Raw genomic sequence first — 15,869 nt, 5'->3', positions numbered from 1 at the left:
GGTAGCAGGCAATGGCATTGACCAAGGCTGAGATGGCCGAGAAGCTGTTCGACGAAGTGGGTCTGAACAAGCGCGAAGCCAAGGAATTTGTCGACGCGTTCTTCGATGTGTTGCGAGAGGCATTGGAACAGGGACGTCAGGTGAAGCTGTCCGGCTTCGGCAATTTCGACCTGCGGCGCAAGAACCAGCGCCCGGGCCGCAACCCGAAGACCGGTGAGGAAATTCCGATTTCCGCCCGTACGGTGGTTACCTTCCGTCCGGGCCAGAAGCTCAAGGAAAGGGTAGAGGCATATGCTGGATCCGGGCAGTAACCGCGAACTTCCGCCGATACCGGCCAAGCGCTACTTCACCATTGGTGAAGTCAGCGAGCTGTGCGACGTCAAGCCGCACGTGCTGCGCTACTGGGAGACCGAGTTTCCCAGCCTGGAGCCGGCCAAGCGCCGCGGCAACCGACGTTACTACCAGCGCCATGACGTGCTGATGGTGCGCCAGATCCGTGGCCTGCTCTACGAACAGGGCTACACCATCGGCGGCGCGCGGCTGCGCCTGGAAGGTGCCGGTGCCCGCGACGAATCGGCACTGAGCAACCAGATCATCAAGCAGACGCGGATGGAGTTGGAAGAAGTGCTCCAATTGCTGCGTCGCTGAACAAATACGCGGATAAAACCGTTATACTCGTCGGCCCGCTGAGAGGCGGGGACATTGCCAGCATCATCGGGGCGTAGCGCAGCCTGGTAGCGCATCTGCCTGGGGGGCAGAGGGTCGTCGGTTCAAATCCGGCCGTCCCGACCAATGTTGGTGATTCGATCAAAGGCTTGTGCAGCGATGCGCAGGCCTTTTTTCTTTTGGGGCACCCGCAAGTGCTTCCGCCGCGGCATAGGCGATACCATGGGCCATGAACACTCACTCCCCCGATCCAGGCGCTCCGCGGCTGCTTGGCTTCGACGTGCCCGACCTGCACACCCGCGTTGATCAGACCGAGGACGAGGCCATCGTGGCCATGCTCGATGTCGCGCCGTCTGCGGCGTGGCTCGAGGTTTTCCATGCGCATGTGGATGCGCTGAAAGGCGCGCTCGGCCTTGCCGGTGTGGAAATCGACGGGAGGACGATCCGCTTCTTCGGCTCCATCGCCGACAGCCGCCGCCTGGCCAACGAGATTACCGGGCTGATCAAGGACGTTGCACAGACGCTGTCCAGCCAACGCTGACGACCGGAATGCCGGACCCGCCGCGCGGTCGCGCGGCGTTGCGGATGCCATGACGTTTTTCGTAACGCAGCCGATCCACGGTCGGCGCTACATCCAAGGGTATTGCCATGAACGAACAACCCCCGCCGTACGCCACCCCGCAGAGTCCGCTGGCCCAGGCCAAGCGTGTGCGCATTCCGCACCTGCAGCAGATGAAAGAGCGTGGCGAAAAGTGGGCGATGCTCACCGCGTACGACATGTACACCGCCGCGATCTTCGAGGATGCCGGTATTCCGGTGCTGCTGATCGGGGATTCGGCGTCCAACAACGTATTCGGCAACGACAGTCTGTTGCCGGTCACCGTCGATGAGCTGATGCCGCTGGTGCGCGCGGTGAGCCGTTGCACGCGCCGTCCGCTGGTGATTGCCGATCTGCCGTTCGGGTCCTACCAGGCCTCGCCGGAGCAGTGCTTCCATACCGCGGTGCGTTTCATGAAGGAAGGCGGCGCGCACGCGGTCAAGCTCGAAGGCGGTATTGAAATGGTGCCGCAGGTGCGCAAGCTGGTGAGCTCGGGTATTCCGGTGATGGCGCACATCGGCTTCACCCCGCAATCGGAGCATCAGCTGGGCGGCTTCCGCGTGCAGGGCCGTGGCGACAGTGGCCCGGTGTTGGTGGAAGCGGCGCGCGCCCTCGAAGCGGCCGGTGCCTTCGCGGTGCTGATCGAGATGGTGCCGGCCGACGTCGCCGCGCAGATCACCGCAGCGGTCGCCGTGCCCACGGTGGGCATCGGCGCAGGGAGCGACTGCGACGCGCAGGTGCTGGTCTGGCAGGACATGGCCGGTCTGCGTACCGGGCAGCTACCGCGCTTCGTCAAGCAGTACGCGGACATGCACGGGCTGCTGCAGAAGGCCGCGCGCGACTTCGCGGCGGAGGTCGAGTCGGGTGTATTCCCCGGGCCGGAACACGCGTTCCAGTCGTAACCGGCCTGGGAGGGGTGGGCGCGTCGTTGGCCGTCCTAGCCGATGGCGCGCAGCACTTCTTCGATCAGAACCGCGTAACAGGCAACGAAGTAGAACTTCAGCAAAGCCGGATGTTGCTTGGTGATAATCGCGCGCATGGGCGTGGGCAGATTGGGTGGACGCCTCGATTGTGACGGAGGTGTGAATTTGTGGCAATGATCACAAATTAAATGCACTTAGCGAAGTGAGGGACGCTGACCCCGCATCCTCAAAGGTGCTCCAAGTAACTGATTTTCAGCAAGAAGCTCCAACTCACCCAGCCCCGTATCGACGGGACGATGGAGGCCCCGGCACGCCGTTTTGCCCCTGGCAGCCGATACCGGTGCGCTCAGCCCGGGCCCAGCACCCGCCGTATCAGACGCCGCAGCACGACCGCCGCCAGGGTGAGCGGGATCACAATCGGCCATTGCAGCAGGAACAGGCCGGCGGTGATTTCCCACTGGCTCCAGGTGTTACCGAATACCTGCGCAGCCGGCGGGCCGAGCCGGATGACCACCAGTGTGGCCAGGACGAAGGTCAGGTCCTGCCAGCGCAATGACCGGCGCACGCATGCCAGCCGGCCAACCAGCACCAACCCGGGCATCACCGCCAGGCTTGCCAGCAACGCATGTACCAGCACGTCGCCGCGTCCGTAATCGTAGGGAATCGACGGCCACATCCATCCGAGCCGCTCGGTCTTGAGCTGGGCGGTCAGCACACACGCGAAGACAATGGACGTGGCCAACAGCACGACGAGATCGATACCGGCGTGGCGCACACCTCGCGCGACATGCGATGCGGGTTCGGCAGGAGAGAGCGACATGGGGCGGGACTGCGCGGTGCGGCGGGCAATCTCAGCAGATTTCACCGGGTTTGGCGACTGTCGTGCGCGCGTGGCTTAGAGTGATGCTCCGTGCGTAGATGCGTCAGGAGACAGGATGATCAGGACAATGCTCGAGAGCGACCAGAAGGCGGCCAGCGCGATCTGCATGCGCGCGTTCCTGGCGGCGGTGGCGCCGTCGCTGTCATCGTTCGGCGTAGACACCTTCCGCCTGATTGCAGCGCCCGATGGCTTCGCACAGCGCAGGGCGCAGGACAACCTGCAGCTCGTCTACGAGGATGCGGGGCGGATCAAAGGCGTGGCTGAGCTGAAGCAACGTCGCCATGTGGCGATGCTGTTCGTCGACCCCGGCTGCCAACGACAGGGCATCGGTGAGGCGTTGTTGGCGGCACTGGTCGAACAGGCGCACGCCGGGCTGCTGACGGTGAGCGCCTCGGTGCCGTCGGTGGGTTTTTATGCACGCAACGGATTCCGGAGCATGGGCGAGGTGGCCGAGTCGGCCGGGCTGGTCTACCAGCCGATGGAGCGGTCGATCATCGACGCCGCCAACGGAGTCACCGCCGCCTGACTTCACGCGGTTCGCGCGAACCGTTCACGAGCGCGGGACAGCCGCGCGACTATGTTGAAGGTCTGTCAGTCATCCCGGTTGCGGGTAAGGATCAACATGATCAAGTGGGCCATCATCTTCGCCATCATCGGCCTCATTGCCGGTGCACTGGGCTTCGGCGGCCTCGCCGGTGCGTCCATCGGCATCGCCAAATTCCTGTTCTGGGCCGGCATCATCATCGCGGTGGTGTTGTTCCTGCTGGGCATGACCATCGCCAAGAAGGTCACCTGACCGCAGCAACATCGCAGTGGTGGAACACCAAGGCCTGCGCAGCGATGCGCAGGCCTTTTGCTTTTCAGCGGAAGAAGAACGACACGCCCAGCCCGGCCTGCACGTCGGGGCTGTCGTCGTCCAGGCCCAGGTCGAAGGAGGCGTCCAGCTGCACGTTGCGGGCCACCATCCAGGTCACGCCGGCGCCGGCGATCGCGGTAGAGGGTTCGCCGTTGGTATGGGTGAAGCCGGCTTCGATATAGCTGCTGACATCGTCGGTCAGCGCCACGCTCAAGCTCGGCGACCAGGTAAAGCTGTCCTCGCCCGCACCGCGGGTGGCATTGGCATACAGCGCGCCACTCCAGCGGTCGTTGAAGCTGTATTCGTAACTGGCGCCAAGCGCGTACTGGGTGCCACCTTCGCTGAAGTCGCGGGTGCCGGTGGCAAAGCTGCTGCTGGCCAGCAACGCGAGTGCATGTTTGTCCGAGGGCAGGGGCAGCGCGACCTTCAAGGCGAGGCCGCTGTCGCCGGCGCCGTTGGCGCTGCTGGACGGCGCACCGCGCGGCTTCAATTGCAGGTGGTTCCAGGGCGTGCTGAACACCTGCAGCTCCACGTGCTCGGCCAGGCCGATGCGCAGGTTGAGGTCGCTGCTGTATTGGGTGGAACGGGTGCCGTCGTCGTCGCGGTCACGCTCCAGGCTGGGCAGGCCCCACTCCACGGCGACGCTGCCACGCGGCAGCGTGGATGGTGCAAAGCCGATGCCGGGACGGTCGAACGCCGGTGGTTCGGCAGTGTCGTCCTGGGCAAAGGCAGGCGAGGCGAGCAATAGCAGGGCAAGGGCGGCAGGCAAACGCATGGTGCAATCTCCGGTGAGCGGCGCAGCTTCGGAGAGTGTGCGACAAGAACCCGTGAGGAGATCGCCGGGTGCGGCTCAGGCCTCGGGGTGGGTCAGCGCCAGCAGGCCATCGAGCAGGCGGTTGGCGCGCGGACGGCCGTCGACGTCGATCGGGTCGGCCAGCGACTGCAGCCAGAAGCCGTGCGCGGCCCGTCGTGCGGCAGTGAGCCGGTGGTCCCTGGCTTCACCGGGGTGCAGCAGCAGGCGGCCTTGTATCCACTGCTTGAGCGCTTGGGCGATCTCCGGGTCGGGGCGGCCGCGTGGCGCGCCGGGGCCGGGGCCCTCCGGGGTCAGGCAGGCACGGAAGACCGCGGTGACGTAGGCGCGCGAAAAGCGCCCATGCGTGATGGGATCGGCCGCGATCAGTGTCTGCACAGCATGATCRAAATCGACCAGTGCCTGCGCCAGCACGGGGACATCGTCGGCGTCGGGCGTGCTCATCATGGGGAAAGGGCGGCTCATGGGGGGGCTCCGTTTGGCAAGGCCAGGGGCGGGCGGTAGGCAGCTCAGTGCATCGCCTGCAGTGGGGCCTGCGGCAGCTGCGCAATGGCATCGGTCGGCTGCCGCAGAACGTCATTCAACAGCGCGATCACGCGCTCGCCTTCCCCGTTGCAGGCCAGCTCGAAGGTGGTCTGTCCACCCAATGCCGGCAGCGGGGTGTGCAGGATCCACTCGAGCACGGCGCTGCGATCGGGCTCGATGCGCAAGGCAAGTTCGGCGACACGACGAACGATTCCCTGGCGCATGCTCAGAACCCGTAGCTGAGTGAAAGAGCGGCCGAGTCCATGTGCTTGCCGCTGGTCATCGGGCTGTCTTCGACGGCAGTGGACAGGATGGAGCGGCGTACCGATGCGGTCGCGGTCCAGTGCGCACCGAGCGGCATCACGGCGGTCAGGTCCATGTAGGGCGATACGCCGCTGCCGGCACGATAGCGGGCCAGGCCGCTGCGCCGCGCTTCGGCTTCGCTGACGCCGAAGTAATAATCGTTGAGGGCGCTGCCGGCGTAGTTCACACCGACCCCGGGCACCAGCGTGACGCGGCCGGTGGGCAATGGATAGGCGTACTTGGCGTCGGCGGAAACGCCACCGCCATGACCACTCACTTCGGCCTGCACGTTGGCCTGCACCAGGCCCCACGGCGCGGTGTGCCGCACCGCTACGCCGGCCATCGMCGAGAAGCCGCGATTGGACAGCTGGCGCAGGCGCACGTCGTCGCTGTCGTTGTGTTTGAAGCGCATCATGTACGGCGCGGCCAGCACCGACAGTTCCGTGCTGTCGTTGTCGAACAGCGTGTAGCCGAAGCTGCCTCCACGGAAATGGAATCGGCGGCCTTCGTAGCTGATCACCGGCGCACCGACGGTGTCGGTCTTGTAGCCGGTGTAGGGCGATTTGAGCGCCACCACGGCCACGCCGAGGCTGCTGCGCGGCTTTGCCCCAGGCGCCTGGGCCAGGGCGCTGCCGGTGGCCAGCCAGGCGACGGTGGCCAGGGCGACGGCAACCAGATAGGGACCGATGGCCCGCTGGGCGCCTTCATTGGCGACGGTGGGGCAGCAGCCTGCCCGGGGGGAATCTTCCTTGCAACGCACGTGCATGTACCTGCCACACTGGGAATACCAAGGGGACATGGTGCCCGCGCTACATTGTCGGAACGTTGCGTCGGGCCGCGCGGTACCATCGGCAGCCGTCGCCCCTGTCCTTACGCCCATGCGCATCCTGCTGCTCGAAGACGATCCGGAACTGGCCAGTGCCATCCAGGCCAGCCTGGGTCGGCATGGGATGGTGGTGGACGTGGTGGCCAGCATGGCCCAGGCTGGCGAAGCGCTCAAAGCCGGCGTGCACCAGATCCTGCTGCTGGACCGGCAGCTTCCGGACGGCGATGGCGCCAGCTTCGTGCGCGTGGCGCGCAGCCTGGTGCCCAACCTGCCGGTGATCATGCTTACCGCGCGCGATTCGGTGGCCGACCGGGTGGTCGGGCTGGACGTGGGCGCCGACGACTACCTGACCAAACCCTTCGCGGTGGAAGAACTGCTGGCGCGGATCCGCGCGATCTCGCGGCGACCTTCGCAGATTGCGTTGCCGGTGCTGGCGCTGGGGCGGATGCACTTCGATTTTGTCGCGCGCGAGGCGACGGTCAATGGCGTGCTGCTGGCGTTGCCGCGCCGGCAGTTGCTGGTGCTCGAGGCGCTGGCGGTACGCCAGGGCCGCACGGTCGCGCGTGCGGCGTTGCTTGAAGCGGTGTACGGCTTCGATGACGCGATCCAGTCCAATGCGCTGGACGCGCACGTGTCCAAGCTGCGCAAGGCACTGGCCGAGGCGGAGGCGCAGGTGGAAATTCACGTCATGCGCGGTATCGGCTACCTGTTGAAGGACATCGCATGAAATTCCTCAAGCCCGGGTCGTTGTCCTTCAGCCTTGCCTGGAAGATCATCCTGATCCAGATCACCATGGTGGCCGTCGGCCTGATGGGCATGGTGCTGATGTATGGCGACAGTGGTGCCGGCTACATCGACTGGAAGATGAGCGAATCGATCGCCAAGTCGGTCCATATCCGCGGCGATGCATTGCACGTGGACTGGGCGGCATTGGACCGTGCCGCGCAGGATCGTCCTGCCACGTTCTGGTTCGCCGCCACCGATGAGGATGGCCGCCAGCTCACCCACGGCACCGTGCCGGAGGTCTTTCGCCCGCTGGTGGCGCAGCTGCAATACCTGGAGCCCACCGACATCCGCACGCGCACGCGCGCGGCCGAACTGGCGATGCGGATCTGGGTCAACGACACGCCGGAAGGACGCGTGCACGTGATGATCGGCGGCATGCCGCACCGCGGGTTGTGGCGGCAGATGCTGGTGGTGATCGGTTACCTCGGCGGCTGGATCACCGTGCCGCTGATCGTGATCACGCTGGTGGTGGCGCCGTGGGCGATCCACCGCTCGCTGCGCGGGGTCAACCGGGTAGCCGCGCAGGCGGCGGCGATCCAGATCAACGAGCGTGGCGGTGGCCTGGATACGCACGCGGTGCCGGCGGAAATCTTCCCGCTGGTGGATGCGTTCAATGCCGCGGTACGGCGCATCGGTGAAAGCTACGACGCGCAGGATCGTTTCCTGGTCGGTGCGGCGCATGAGCTACGCATGCCGATCGCGATCCTGGCCACGCGCATCGACGATCTGCCGATCGGTCCGGCGCGCTCGCGCCTGCAGCGCGACCTGAGCCGGCTCGGCAACATCGCCGAGCAGTTGCTGGACCTGCAGCGGCTGGATCACCACCGCAGCCAGTCCCAGCGCATCGACCTGGCCGCGCTCACCCGTGAGGTCGCCGCCGACGTGGCGCCGCTGGTGGTCGACGCCGGCTATGCGTTCTCGGTTGACGCGCCCGACACGCCGGTCTGGGTGCAGGGCGATCCCCACGCCCTGCACCGGGTCGTGGCCAGCCTGCTGCAGAACGCGATCGCCCACGGCGGCGACCAGGGCATGATTGCGATGACGCTGCAGCCCGATGGCGTGCTCGCGGTGACCGACGAAGGCTCCGGGGTGCCCGAACAGGAGCGTCAGGCGATCTTCGAGCCGTTCCACCGCCTGCGACCCAGTGGCAGTGGCAGCGGGCTGGGGCTGTATCTGGCGCGCGAAATCATGTTGCGTCACGGCGGCAGCATTGCAGCAGAAAGCGCGCCGGGCGGCGGCGCCCGCTTCGTGGTGGCGCTGCCGGTGGATCGCGAGGGCGCAGCGACGGGCTGAGCCGGCGCGACCTGCCGGTGCAGCGTCAGCGGGCGGGCGCTGCTTCGCAGTAGGCATCGAAGGCGACGGCGCTGTTGTCCAGCTGCTGCGCCTTGGCCAGCTCCCACGGCCGTTCGCACTGTTGGGTGCGCGCACACCAGCGGTACCCGGCCGAGCCGATGCAGCCATGCGGGTCGCGATCGGCGCCGGGCATCGCGGTGCGGACCGGGGCGGGGCTGCTGCAGGCGGACAGGATCAGGACAAGGCAGGCAATGAACAGTGGTTTCATGGCGGCACTCCCGGGCGTGCGCGCAGCGTAGCCCGGCGCTGGCAAGGTTGGGTGAGGAGGCGATCCGAGGGAGTGATTCACCCCTCCATCACCGCCGCTCCGGTGTGATCCGGGCCATCGGCCGGAGTGGGAAGGGACCGGCGTGGCGGCCCATTGACCTGTCAGGAGACGACCATGACGTCATTCGCATGTATGCGCATTTCCCTGCTTGCCCTCGCGTTGGTCTGCGCCGCGCCCCCGGTGGACGCGTGCACGCGGGTGGTCTACCTGGGCGACAACCAGGATGTGATCACGGCGCGCTCGATGGACTGGAAGAGCGATATCGCCACCAACCTGTGGGTGCTGCCGCGCGGCATCGCGCGCACCGGGCAGGCCGGCCCGCAGTCGATCCGCTGGACGGCGAAGTACGGCAGTGTGGTCGCCAGCGGCTACGACATTTCCACCACCGATGGGCTCAACGAGGCCGGTCTGTCGGCCAATCTGCTATGGCTGGCCGAGTCGGAATACCCCGCGCAGCGCGGCCGCAAGCCAGGCCTGGCCATCTCGTTGTGGGCGCAGTACATGCTCGACAATTTCGCCACCGTTGCCGAGGCGGTGGCGGCACTGCAGCGCGAGCCGTATTCGCTGGTGACCGACAAACTGCCGGGCGAGTCGCGGCTGGCGACGTTGCATCTGTCCTTGTCCGATGCCAGCGGCGACAGTGCGATCGTCGAGTACGTCGATGGCCGGCAGGTGATCCACCACGATCGCGCCTACCAGGTGATGACCAACTCGCCGGTGTTCGCGCAGCAACTGGCGCTCGATGCGTACTGGCAGCAGATCGGCGGCACGGTGATGCTGCCTGGCACCAACCGCTCCGCCGATCGTTTCGCGCGTGCCCGGTTCTACATTCATGCGATTCCCAAGGCCGAGGACCCGGTGGTGGCGCTGGCCAGTGTCTTCAGCGTTATCCGCAACGTGTCGGTGCCCTTTGGGATCACCACGCCGGATGAGCCCAATATTTCTTCAACGCGATGGCGCACCGTGGCCGACCACAAGCGCAGGCTGTACTTCTTCGAGTCCGCGCTGACCCCCAATACGTTCTGGGTGGATCTCAACAAGGCCGATTTCTCCAAGGGCGCGCGCGTGCTCAAGCTCGACCTGGGCGCCGACCAGCGCAATGTGTTCTCCGGTGATGCGCTGGGGCAGTTCCAGCCGTCGGCACCGTTCGCGTTCCTCGGCACGGGCGGCTGACCGCCATCAGGGGACGCCGCTTCAGCCGGTCAGAGGCGTCCTGATTTCAGACGAATCCGATATCCCGGCGTTGCTGCCGGACGTATGGTGCTGATCAAGGGATGGAACGCCCGATGCCGTAGCAGGAGCCATCAGCATGTTGATCAAGGTGCAGTGCCAGGACCACCACTGGCAGGTGATTCACCCGACCCGTCCGGACCCGATCGCATTTGCGAGCGGCGCGACGGCGTTCGATTTTGCCGACGCGCTGGCGCGTGAGCACCACGCCGAAACCGGCGTGGTCAGTGCGGTGCGCGTGGAGGCGTTGGAGAACTTCCTTGACGCGGTCCGCTACGGCGGATGACGCGCTTGCGCGTTACGCGTCGCGATCCAGGTTGGCACTGAGCCGCTGCAGGAACGTGGCCAGCAGCATGGTTTCGTCCACGCTGAAGCCGGCCAGCATCCGGGTATTGCCTTCGTTGAGGATTTCGCGCGCCTGCGGCAATCGCTGCAGCGCAAGCGGGGTGAGTTCGATGCGCTGCGCGCGCGGGCGGTGTGGGTCCGGGGAGCGGAGGATCAGCTGATCACGCTCCAGCCGTGCCAGGGTCTGCGCCATCGAGGGCTGTTCGACGCGTAGCAGCCGCGCCAGCTCGGACTGGGTGGCCGCCTTGCCCTGGCGGAGGGCTTCGAGCACCGGCAGGCTGGCCATGCCCAGGCCAAGCGGGCGCAGCTCGGTTTCGGCCATCCGGGTCAGCTCGCGCGCCACCCGCTTGATCAGGAAGGACGGCACGTTCCTCGGGTCGGGTCGGTCCATGCGTTCACTCCGGGTATTTGACATAGGGGCCTATGATGATAATCATAGGAGCCTATGTTAAAGCCCCGGAGACCTTCAGTGTCCCTTCTTCCCCGCATCGCGGTCGTCGGCGCCGGTCCTGCCGGGCTGCTGCTGGGCTGCCGGTTGCGCCAGGCCGGCATCCCGTTCCAGTTGTTTGAAGCCGATGCCGGGCCCGATACCCGTGGGCAGGGCGGCATGCTTGATCTCCACGCGGCGACCGGGCAGGCGGCGCTGCGCAGCGCCGGGCTGTTCGAGCGCTTCCAACAGCTGGCGCGCTATGAGGACCAGGGCCTGCGCATGTTCGACGCGCAGGGCCGGCTGCTGCTGGACGACGACGGTCTGGAGGGCGACCGTCCGGAGATTGACCGCGGCCACCTGCGCGACCTGCTGCTGGGCGCATTGCCGGCCGATTGCGTGCGCTGGGGCCACGCACTGCGCGAGGCGGTGGTCGACGGGAAGGAGGTCGTGCTGGAGTTCGGCAACGCGGTGATCGAGCGTTTCGATCTGGCCGTGGGCGCCGACGGTGCCTGGTCCAGGCTGCGCCCGCTGCTCACCGACGTGCGGCCCCGGCACGCCGGCATCAGTCTGTACGAGCTGTCGCTGCACAACGTGGAGGTGGACCATCCGCAGCTGGCGGCGCTGGTAGGACGGGGCACGCTGGTCGCCAAGGGCGGTGCGCGGACGCTGTTCGCCCAGCGCAACGCCGACGCCCGGGTGCGCGTGTATGCCTCGCTGCCGCAGGTACTCGCCGACGGTGCACCCGCACCCCGGGAAACGCGGGAGAGCCTGCTTGCGCATTTCGCGGACTGGCACCCGGACCTGCGCCGTCTGATCGCCGAGGCCGACGCCGCAGTGCGGCCGTGGCCGATCCACATGCTGCCGGTCGGGCACCGTTGGGACCACCGCAGCGCGGTGACCCTGATTGGCGATGCGGCGCACGTGATGCCCCCGGCAGGGGAGGGCGCCAACCTGGCGTTGCGCGATGCGGCCGACCTGGCCGACGCACTGTGCACCCCTGACTGGCGTGCGGCAGTGCAGGTCCACGAACAGGGGATGTTCGCGCGCGCGGCAGAGAGCGCGGCGACGGCGCAGCGAATGTTGGTGGCGGGCTCGGTCGCGGAGATGCTGGCGGAAATGCGCAGCGATGTAGAGACCGTCGCGCGCTAGCTCTGGCCCGGTGGCGGCGCAAATCGGATGTGACCTAGCCCAGGCACCCCCAGTCAGGTAAGCGTCGGTTACCTAAATAGGGCATGAAATCAGCGACTTTCGGCCTATGTCGCGCGTGGGCGCTTTGCCACATCCTGTGCGCCACCACCACACACGGTTATGAGGCAGGCATGAGGAGCAAGGCAATGGGGCACGGAAAGCACAAATGGCTGTGGGCGCTGCTGCCCTCTATGCTGCTGTTGGGCGCCACCGCGCACGCGCAGCAGTACGACCGCTATCGCGATGACGGGTACAACAGCGGGCCGGTGCGCTGCGAGTCGAACAAGGGCCGCACCCAGCAGTGTCCGCTGGAGGGACGCGCACGCCTGGTGCGGCAGATTTCGGGGACGCCCTGCGTGGAGGGCCAGACCTGGGGCCAGGCCCGTGGCGGCGTCTGGGTGACCCAGGGCTGCCGGGCCGAGTTCATCGCCGAAGGCGGCCGCGGTGGTCATTGGAATGGCGGCGGTGGCGGCGGCTGGGGCAACAATGGCGGCGGTCGCGGCCAGATCCTGACCTGCGATTCCAACGATCATCGCCGTCAGCGCTGTGTTGCCAACGTCCGTCGGGACGCGCGACTGGTGCGCCAGACCTCGCGCACTGCCTGCATCGAGGGGCGCACTTGGGGCTGGGACCGGACGGGCGTCTGGGTGGACGGCGGCTGCCGCGGCCAATTCCAAGTCAATTGATCCGTCTGGTTCAAGTGATGCGCTAAATCAGAAAAATCTGATACAGATCACACTTTTGATTGGGTATTGTCCGGAGCGGGAAGTCCCGGCTTCACCAATGACAGGGGCAGCGTCCGTCGCGATGGCGGGCGCCGGCCTCGCCCGATATGCCGCCTCATGGAGAGAGCACCGCATGTTGATCCGCCTGCAACTGGAACACCGCCTGTGGCGGGTGCTGCATCCGGACAAGCTGGAGTCGTTCCGTTTCAACGACAGCGCAAAGGCCTTTGATTTCGCCGATGCGCTGGCGCGCCTGCACCACGCCGAGACCGGCCACCGCAGTTCGGTGCGGGTGGAGGCGAGCGGGGCCTACGTGGAGGCGGTGCGCTACGGCTGAAGCCAGCGCGGCGCAGGACAGACCGCAAACCAGGAGGCCGCGTCGATGGGACGCGGCCTTTCGACGTCGGGCATCGACCCCACCGCAGGTCGACCGCTCGTTCCGCGTAGAGCCGACCGTTGGTCGGCTGCTCGTTCCGCGTAGAGCCGACCGTTGGTCGGCTGCTCGTTCCGCGTAGAGCCGACCGTTGGTCGGCTGCCGTACCTCAGCCCGCAGCGCTGAGCGGATGGGACTGCCCGGCCAGCGCCGGCCAGCGCTTGAGCACCGCCGCGCGGATGCCGACCGCATCGATACCGGCTTCGGCAAGCAGGTCTTCGCGGCTGGCATGGTGCTGGAAGCTGTCGGGCAGGCCCAGGTGCAGGATCGACTTGAGCACGTCCTCGGCATTGAACAGCTCGGCCACGCCGGAGCCGGCGCCACCGGCCACCACGTTGTCTTCGATGGTGACAAAGCCATCGTGGGTGCGCGCGAGTTCGAGCAGCAGGGTGCGGTCGAGCGGCTTGATGAAGCGCATGTTGACCACGCTCAGGCCCAGTTCGCGACCCACCGCTTCGGCGGCCGGCACGGTGCTGCCGAAGGCAAGCAGCGCCACTCGGCTGCCCTGCACGCGCAGGTCGGCCTTGCCGATCTCCAGCGTGGACAGGTCGGTGCCGGCGGCCACGCCGGTGCCGCTGCCGCGCGGATAGCGCACCGCGGCCGGACCGGCGTAACGCAGGCCGGTGCTCAGCATCTGTCGGCATTCGGCTTCATCGGCCGGGGCCATCACCACCATGTGCGGCACGCAGCGCAGGAAGCTCAGGTCGAGGTTGCCCGCGTGGGTGGCGCCATCGGGCCCGACGACGCCGGCGCGATCGATCGCGAACAGCACGTCCAGTTGCTGCACCGCCACGTCGTGGACCAACWGGTCATACGCGCGCTGCAGGAAGGTGGAATAGATCGCCACCACCGGCTTGGCGCCCTGGGTGGCCATGCCCGCCGCCAACGTCACTGCATGCTGCTCGGCGATGGCCACGTCGAAGTAGCGCTCCGGGTATTCCTTGCTGAAACGCACCAGGCCCGAGCCTTCGCGCATCGCCGGGGTGATGCCCATCAGCTTGGGTTCGGCGGCGGCGGCATCGCACAGCCAGTCGCTGAACACATCGGTGTAGGTTGGCTTCTTGGCGCCGCCCTTGGAGACCAGGCCCTTGTCCGGATCGAACGGGCCGACGGCGTGGTAGCCGATCTGGTCGCCCTCGGCGCGCTCATACCCTTTGCCCTTGGTGGTCATCACGTGGAGCAGCTTGAGGCCCTTGAGGCCCTTGAGCGTCTTCAGCGTGGCCACCAGTGCCGGCACATCGTGGCCGTCGATCGGGCCGGTGTAGTGGAAGCCCATCTCCTCGAAGAACGTGGACGGCACGAACATGCCCTTCCAGTGTTCTTCCCAGCGCTTGACGAAACGCGCGGTGGGGTTGTTCTTCTTGTCGCCGAGGATCTTCTTGCCGCCTTCGCGCAGCGCGTTGAGCGTGCGGCTACCGGTGGCGCGGCCGAGCATCTTGGTCAGCCCGCCGACGGCCTCGGAGATGGACATGTTGTTGTCGTTGAGGATCACCAACAGGTTCGGTTCGCTGTCCATGCCACCGGCATGGTTGAGCGCCTCGTAGGCCATGCCGGCGGTCATCGCGCCGTCGCCGATCACCGCCACCACCTTGCGGTCGTCGCCCTGCTGCTGGCGCGCGATGGCCATGCCGAGCGCGGCCGAGATCGAGGTCGAGGAATGGCCGACGCCGAACGTGTCGAATTCGCTTTCCTCGCGCTTGGGGAACGGCGCCACGCCGTCCTTCTGCTTGACGGTATGGATCTCGTCGCGGCGGCCGGTAAGGATCTTGTGCGGGTAGGTCTGGTGACCCACGTCCCAGACCAGCTGGTCGACCGGGGTCTGGTACAGGTAGTGCAGCGCGACGGTCAGTTCGATCACGCCCAGCCCGGCGCCGAAATGGCCGCCACTCTTGCCGACCGATTCGATCAGGTAGGCACGCAGTTCATCCGCGATGGCGGGGAGTTCGGACTCGTCGAACCTGCGCAGGTCATCCGGTGACTGGATGCGCGACAGGCGGGGATAGCGTGCGGAATCGATCATGTTTATCGCGCTTCTTCTGAGCGCCTATTTTCCCCCCCAAATACGGGTGGGGCAAGCAAACCGCCTTTTCAGTGACTAAACGGTGACGGTGCCTGCGTCAGTTGGTCGCAGGCTAGGCGGCCAGTTTGGAGCGTTTGGGCAGCTGTGCCCGCAGGAACGCCATCTGGTCGGCCAGGATGTTGCGGTTGGACAGGATCATGTGCTCGATCCAGCTGGGCCGGTACGGCACCGCCAGCAGCGGCATGCCGGCCTGCTGCGGGGTGCGGTCGCTCTTGCGCGAGTTGCAGTGGAAGCAGGCGCTGACCACGTTCTCCCAGACATCCAGCCCGCCCTTGGAGATCGGCATGACGTGGTCGCGGGTCAGTTGGGGGCGGTGGAACTGTTGGCCGCAGTACAGGCACAGGTGCGCATCGCGGGCGAACAGCGCCTGGTTGGACAAATTGGGGGTGGGATCGAGTGACCGTGAACGGGCGTGGCCGCGCGCGGCGATGATCGGGTGCAGGTCCATGCCGCTGCGCGTACCGGTCAGGCGGCTGATGCCCCCATGGATGTGCAGGCAGGGATCGCCCAGGGTCCAGGCGACGGCATCACGGGCGTAGAGGCAGGCCGCATCCTGCCAGTTGATCCAGTCGAGGACTCTGCCGTGGGCATCCAGCGAGAGCAGGCGGACGCTGCCGGGCCGATGCAGCGTGGCGATGGGCGA

The 15,869-nt window shown here is 66.7% G+C and carries 22 protein-coding genes and 1 tRNA gene; 14 read left to right on the top strand and 9 right to left on the bottom strand.

Annotation, left to right across the window (positions count from 1 at the left end; translation table 11 throughout):
* Positions 1–11: 11 nt before the first annotated feature.
* From AC1DR7_RS06645 to panB, 5 genes are all read left to right on the top strand, one after another.
* Positions 12–311, top strand: coding sequence for an integration host factor subunit alpha (locus AC1DR7_RS06645; protein ID WP_005410432.1), 300 nt, complete (start codon positions 12–14; stop codon positions 309–311).
* A complete protein-coding gene (locus AC1DR7_RS06640) occupies positions 292–648 on the top strand; it encodes a MerR family transcriptional regulator (protein ID WP_068853353.1) in 357 nt (118 codons plus the stop codon). The genes AC1DR7_RS06645 and AC1DR7_RS06640 overlap by 20 nt, the downstream gene beginning before the upstream one ends.
* A 67-nt stretch (positions 649–715) precedes the next feature.
* Positions 716–792: transfer RNA gene (locus tag AC1DR7_RS06635), tRNA-Pro, on the top strand.
* A gap of 154 nt (positions 793–946) precedes the next feature.
* Positions 947–1,207, top strand: coding sequence for a hypothetical protein (locus AC1DR7_RS06630; RefSeq protein WP_256774661.1), 261 nt, complete (start codon positions 947–949; stop codon positions 1,205–1,207).
* A gap of 107 nt (positions 1,208–1,314) precedes the next feature.
* Entirely contained in the window at positions 1,315–2,166 is an 852-nt protein-coding gene (gene panB / locus AC1DR7_RS06625; protein ID WP_478052245.1) for a 3-methyl-2-oxobutanoate hydroxymethyltransferase, read from the top strand.
* A 367-nt stretch (positions 2,167–2,533) separates the two neighbouring features.
* Here panB and AC1DR7_RS06620 read toward each other — a convergent pair whose 3' ends face one another.
* Positions 2,534–3,007 carry a hypothetical protein gene (locus AC1DR7_RS06620; RefSeq protein WP_478052699.1) on the bottom strand — a complete coding sequence of 158 codons (474 nt, stop codon included), beginning with the start codon at positions 3,005–3,007 and terminating at the stop codon, positions 2,534–2,536.
* Between the two features lie 115 nt (positions 3,008–3,122).
* Here AC1DR7_RS06620 and AC1DR7_RS06615 point away from each other — a divergent pair, with 115 nt between their 5' ends.
* Both AC1DR7_RS06615 and AC1DR7_RS06610 read left to right on the top strand, forming a co-directional pair.
* On the top strand, positions 3,123–3,593 hold the full coding sequence (locus AC1DR7_RS06615; RefSeq protein WP_457321081.1) for a GNAT family N-acetyltransferase: 471 nt from the start codon (positions 3,123–3,125) through the stop codon (positions 3,591–3,593).
* A gap of 96 nt (positions 3,594–3,689) precedes the next feature.
* Positions 3,690–3,863, top strand: a complete 174-nt coding sequence (locus tag AC1DR7_RS06610) for a DUF1328 domain-containing protein (RefSeq protein WP_256774665.1) — start codon at positions 3,690–3,692, stop codon at positions 3,861–3,863.
* Between the two features lie 64 nt (positions 3,864–3,927).
* Here the strand turns inward: AC1DR7_RS06610 and AC1DR7_RS06605 are convergent, their stop codons facing one another.
* From AC1DR7_RS06605 to AC1DR7_RS06590, 4 genes are all read right to left on the bottom strand, one after another.
* Positions 3,928–4,698, bottom strand: a complete 771-nt coding sequence (locus tag AC1DR7_RS06605; protein ID WP_457320929.1) for a transporter — start codon at positions 4,696–4,698, stop codon at positions 3,928–3,930.
* Between the two features lie 75 nt (positions 4,699–4,773).
* Positions 4,774–5,199: a hypothetical protein gene (locus AC1DR7_RS06600; protein WP_457320928.1), complete on the bottom strand. Its 426-nt coding sequence runs from the start codon at positions 5,197–5,199 to the stop codon at positions 4,774–4,776.
* Positions 5,200–5,243: 44 nt separating this feature from the next.
* Positions 5,244–5,483, bottom strand: coding sequence for a hypothetical protein (locus AC1DR7_RS06595; RefSeq protein WP_457320926.1), 240 nt, complete (start codon positions 5,481–5,483; stop codon positions 5,244–5,246).
* 2 nt (positions 5,484–5,485) lie between these two features.
* Positions 5,486–6,328 carry a MipA/OmpV family protein gene (locus tag AC1DR7_RS06590; RefSeq protein WP_478076422.1) on the bottom strand — a complete coding sequence of 281 codons (843 nt, stop codon included), beginning with the start codon at positions 6,326–6,328 and terminating at the stop codon, positions 5,486–5,488.
* 112 nt (positions 6,329–6,440) lie between these two features.
* Here AC1DR7_RS06590 and AC1DR7_RS06585 point away from each other — a divergent pair, with 112 nt between their 5' ends.
* Both AC1DR7_RS06585 and AC1DR7_RS06580 read left to right on the top strand, forming a co-directional pair.
* Positions 6,441–7,115, top strand: a complete 675-nt coding sequence (locus AC1DR7_RS06585; RefSeq protein WP_457320922.1) for a response regulator transcription factor — start codon at positions 6,441–6,443, stop codon at positions 7,113–7,115.
* Positions 7,112–8,467 carry a sensor histidine kinase gene (locus tag AC1DR7_RS06580; RefSeq protein ID WP_478051841.1) on the top strand — a complete coding sequence of 452 codons (1,356 nt, stop codon included), beginning with the start codon at positions 7,112–7,114 and terminating at the stop codon, positions 8,465–8,467. Before AC1DR7_RS06585 ends, AC1DR7_RS06580 begins: the two co-directional genes overlap by 4 nt.
* Before the next feature lie 25 nt (positions 8,468–8,492).
* On the opposite strand, the gene AC1DR7_RS06575 is transcribed toward AC1DR7_RS06580, so the two are convergent.
* Positions 8,493–8,735, bottom strand: a complete 243-nt coding sequence (locus AC1DR7_RS06575) for a peptidase (protein WP_256774672.1) — start codon at positions 8,733–8,735, stop codon at positions 8,493–8,495.
* 174 nt (positions 8,736–8,909) lie between these two features.
* Here AC1DR7_RS06575 and AC1DR7_RS06570 point away from each other — a divergent pair, with 174 nt between their 5' ends.
* A complete protein-coding gene (locus tag AC1DR7_RS06570; RefSeq protein WP_457321587.1) occupies positions 8,910–9,968 on the top strand; it encodes a linear amide C-N hydrolase in 1,059 nt (352 codons plus the stop codon).
* Positions 9,969–10,104: 136 nt separating this feature from the next.
* Positions 10,105–10,311: a hypothetical protein gene (locus tag AC1DR7_RS06565; protein ID WP_256774674.1), complete on the top strand. Its 207-nt coding sequence runs from the start codon at positions 10,105–10,107 to the stop codon at positions 10,309–10,311.
* Positions 10,312–10,323: 12 nt separating this feature from the next.
* Here AC1DR7_RS06565 and AC1DR7_RS06560 read toward each other — a convergent pair whose 3' ends face one another.
* Positions 10,324–10,761, bottom strand: a complete 438-nt coding sequence (locus tag AC1DR7_RS06560; RefSeq protein WP_457321585.1) for a MarR family winged helix-turn-helix transcriptional regulator — start codon at positions 10,759–10,761, stop codon at positions 10,324–10,326.
* 78 nt (positions 10,762–10,839) lie between these two features.
* Here AC1DR7_RS06560 and AC1DR7_RS06555 point away from each other — a divergent pair, with 78 nt between their 5' ends.
* From AC1DR7_RS06555 to AC1DR7_RS06545, 3 genes are all read left to right on the top strand, one after another.
* A complete protein-coding gene (locus AC1DR7_RS06555) occupies positions 10,840–11,949 on the top strand; it encodes an FAD-dependent oxidoreductase (protein WP_478051840.1) in 1,110 nt (369 codons plus the stop codon).
* 185 nt (positions 11,950–12,134) lie between these two features.
* A complete protein-coding gene (locus tag AC1DR7_RS06550) occupies positions 12,135–12,674 on the top strand; it encodes a DUF3011 domain-containing protein (RefSeq protein WP_457320312.1) in 540 nt (179 codons plus the stop codon).
* 172 nt (positions 12,675–12,846) lie between these two features.
* Positions 12,847–13,050: a hypothetical protein gene (locus AC1DR7_RS06545; RefSeq protein WP_256774678.1), complete on the top strand. Its 204-nt coding sequence runs from the start codon at positions 12,847–12,849 to the stop codon at positions 13,048–13,050.
* Between the two features lie 205 nt (positions 13,051–13,255).
* On the opposite strand, the gene dxs is transcribed toward AC1DR7_RS06545, so the two are convergent.
* Together dxs and AC1DR7_RS06535 are read right to left on the bottom strand one after the other, a co-directional pair.
* Positions 13,256–15,166, bottom strand: a complete 1,911-nt coding sequence (dxs, locus tag AC1DR7_RS06540) for a 1-deoxy-D-xylulose-5-phosphate synthase (protein ID WP_478076421.1) — start codon at positions 15,164–15,166, stop codon at positions 13,256–13,258.
* 112 nt (positions 15,167–15,278) lie between these two features.
* A complete protein-coding gene (locus tag AC1DR7_RS06535; protein ID WP_478076430.1) occupies positions 15,279–15,863 on the bottom strand; it encodes an HNH endonuclease in 585 nt (194 codons plus the stop codon).
* Between the last annotated feature and the right edge of the window lie 6 nt (positions 15,864–15,869).

Source organism: Stenotrophomonas sp. P5_A9, from assembly GCF_056400525.1.
The sequence above is the reverse complement of the archived record's forward strand: the minus strand, read 5'-3'. Positions and strand labels throughout refer to the sequence as shown.

Excerpts from the sequence above, each read along its gene's own strand:
- AC1DR7_RS06645 (WP_005410432.1), top strand. The coding sequence starts at position 12 with ATGGCATTGACCAAGGCTGAGATGGCCGAGAAGCTGTTCGACGAAGTG.
- AC1DR7_RS06595 (WP_457320926.1), bottom strand. The coding sequence starts at position 5,483 with ATGCGCCAGGGAATCGTTCGTCGTGTCGCCGAACTTGCCTTGCGCATC.
- AC1DR7_RS06585 (WP_457320922.1), top strand. The coding sequence starts at position 6,441 with ATGCGCATCCTGCTGCTCGAAGACGATCCGGAACTGGCCAGTGCCATC.
- AC1DR7_RS06565 (WP_256774674.1), top strand. The coding sequence starts at position 10,105 with ATGTTGATCAAGGTGCAGTGCCAGGACCACCACTGGCAGGTGATTCAC.
- AC1DR7_RS06560 (WP_457321585.1), bottom strand. The coding sequence starts at position 10,761 with ATGGACCGACCCGACCCGAGGAACGTGCCGTCCTTCCTGATCAAGCGG.
- AC1DR7_RS06550 (WP_457320312.1), top strand. The coding sequence starts at position 12,135 with ATGGGGCACGGAAAGCACAAATGGCTGTGGGCGCTGCTGCCCTCTATG.
- panB (WP_478052245.1), top strand. The coding sequence starts at position 1,315 with ATGAACGAACAACCCCCGCCGTACGCCACCCCGCAGAGTCCGCTGGCC.
- AC1DR7_RS06620 (WP_478052699.1), bottom strand. The coding sequence starts at position 3,007 with ATGTCGCTCTCTCCTGCCGAACCCGCATCGCATGTCGCGCGAGGTGTG.
- AC1DR7_RS06545 (WP_256774678.1), top strand. The coding sequence starts at position 12,847 with ATGTTGATCCGCCTGCAACTGGAACACCGCCTGTGGCGGGTGCTGCAT.
- AC1DR7_RS06610 (WP_256774665.1), top strand. The coding sequence starts at position 3,690 with ATGATCAAGTGGGCCATCATCTTCGCCATCATCGGCCTCATTGCCGGT.
- AC1DR7_RS06575 (WP_256774672.1), bottom strand. The coding sequence starts at position 8,735 with ATGAAACCACTGTTCATTGCCTGCCTTGTCCTGATCCTGTCCGCCTGC.
- AC1DR7_RS06640 (WP_068853353.1), top strand. The coding sequence starts at position 292 with ATGCTGGATCCGGGCAGTAACCGCGAACTTCCGCCGATACCGGCCAAG.
- AC1DR7_RS06570 (WP_457321587.1), top strand. The coding sequence starts at position 8,910 with ATGACGTCATTCGCATGTATGCGCATTTCCCTGCTTGCCCTCGCGTTG.
- AC1DR7_RS06580 (WP_478051841.1), top strand. The coding sequence starts at position 7,112 with ATGAAATTCCTCAAGCCCGGGTCGTTGTCCTTCAGCCTTGCCTGGAAG.
- AC1DR7_RS06605 (WP_457320929.1), bottom strand. The coding sequence starts at position 4,698 with ATGCGTTTGCCTGCCGCCCTTGCCCTGCTATTGCTCGCCTCGCCTGCC.
- AC1DR7_RS06615 (WP_457321081.1), top strand. The coding sequence starts at position 3,123 with ATGATCAGGACAATGCTCGAGAGCGACCAGAAGGCGGCCAGCGCGATC.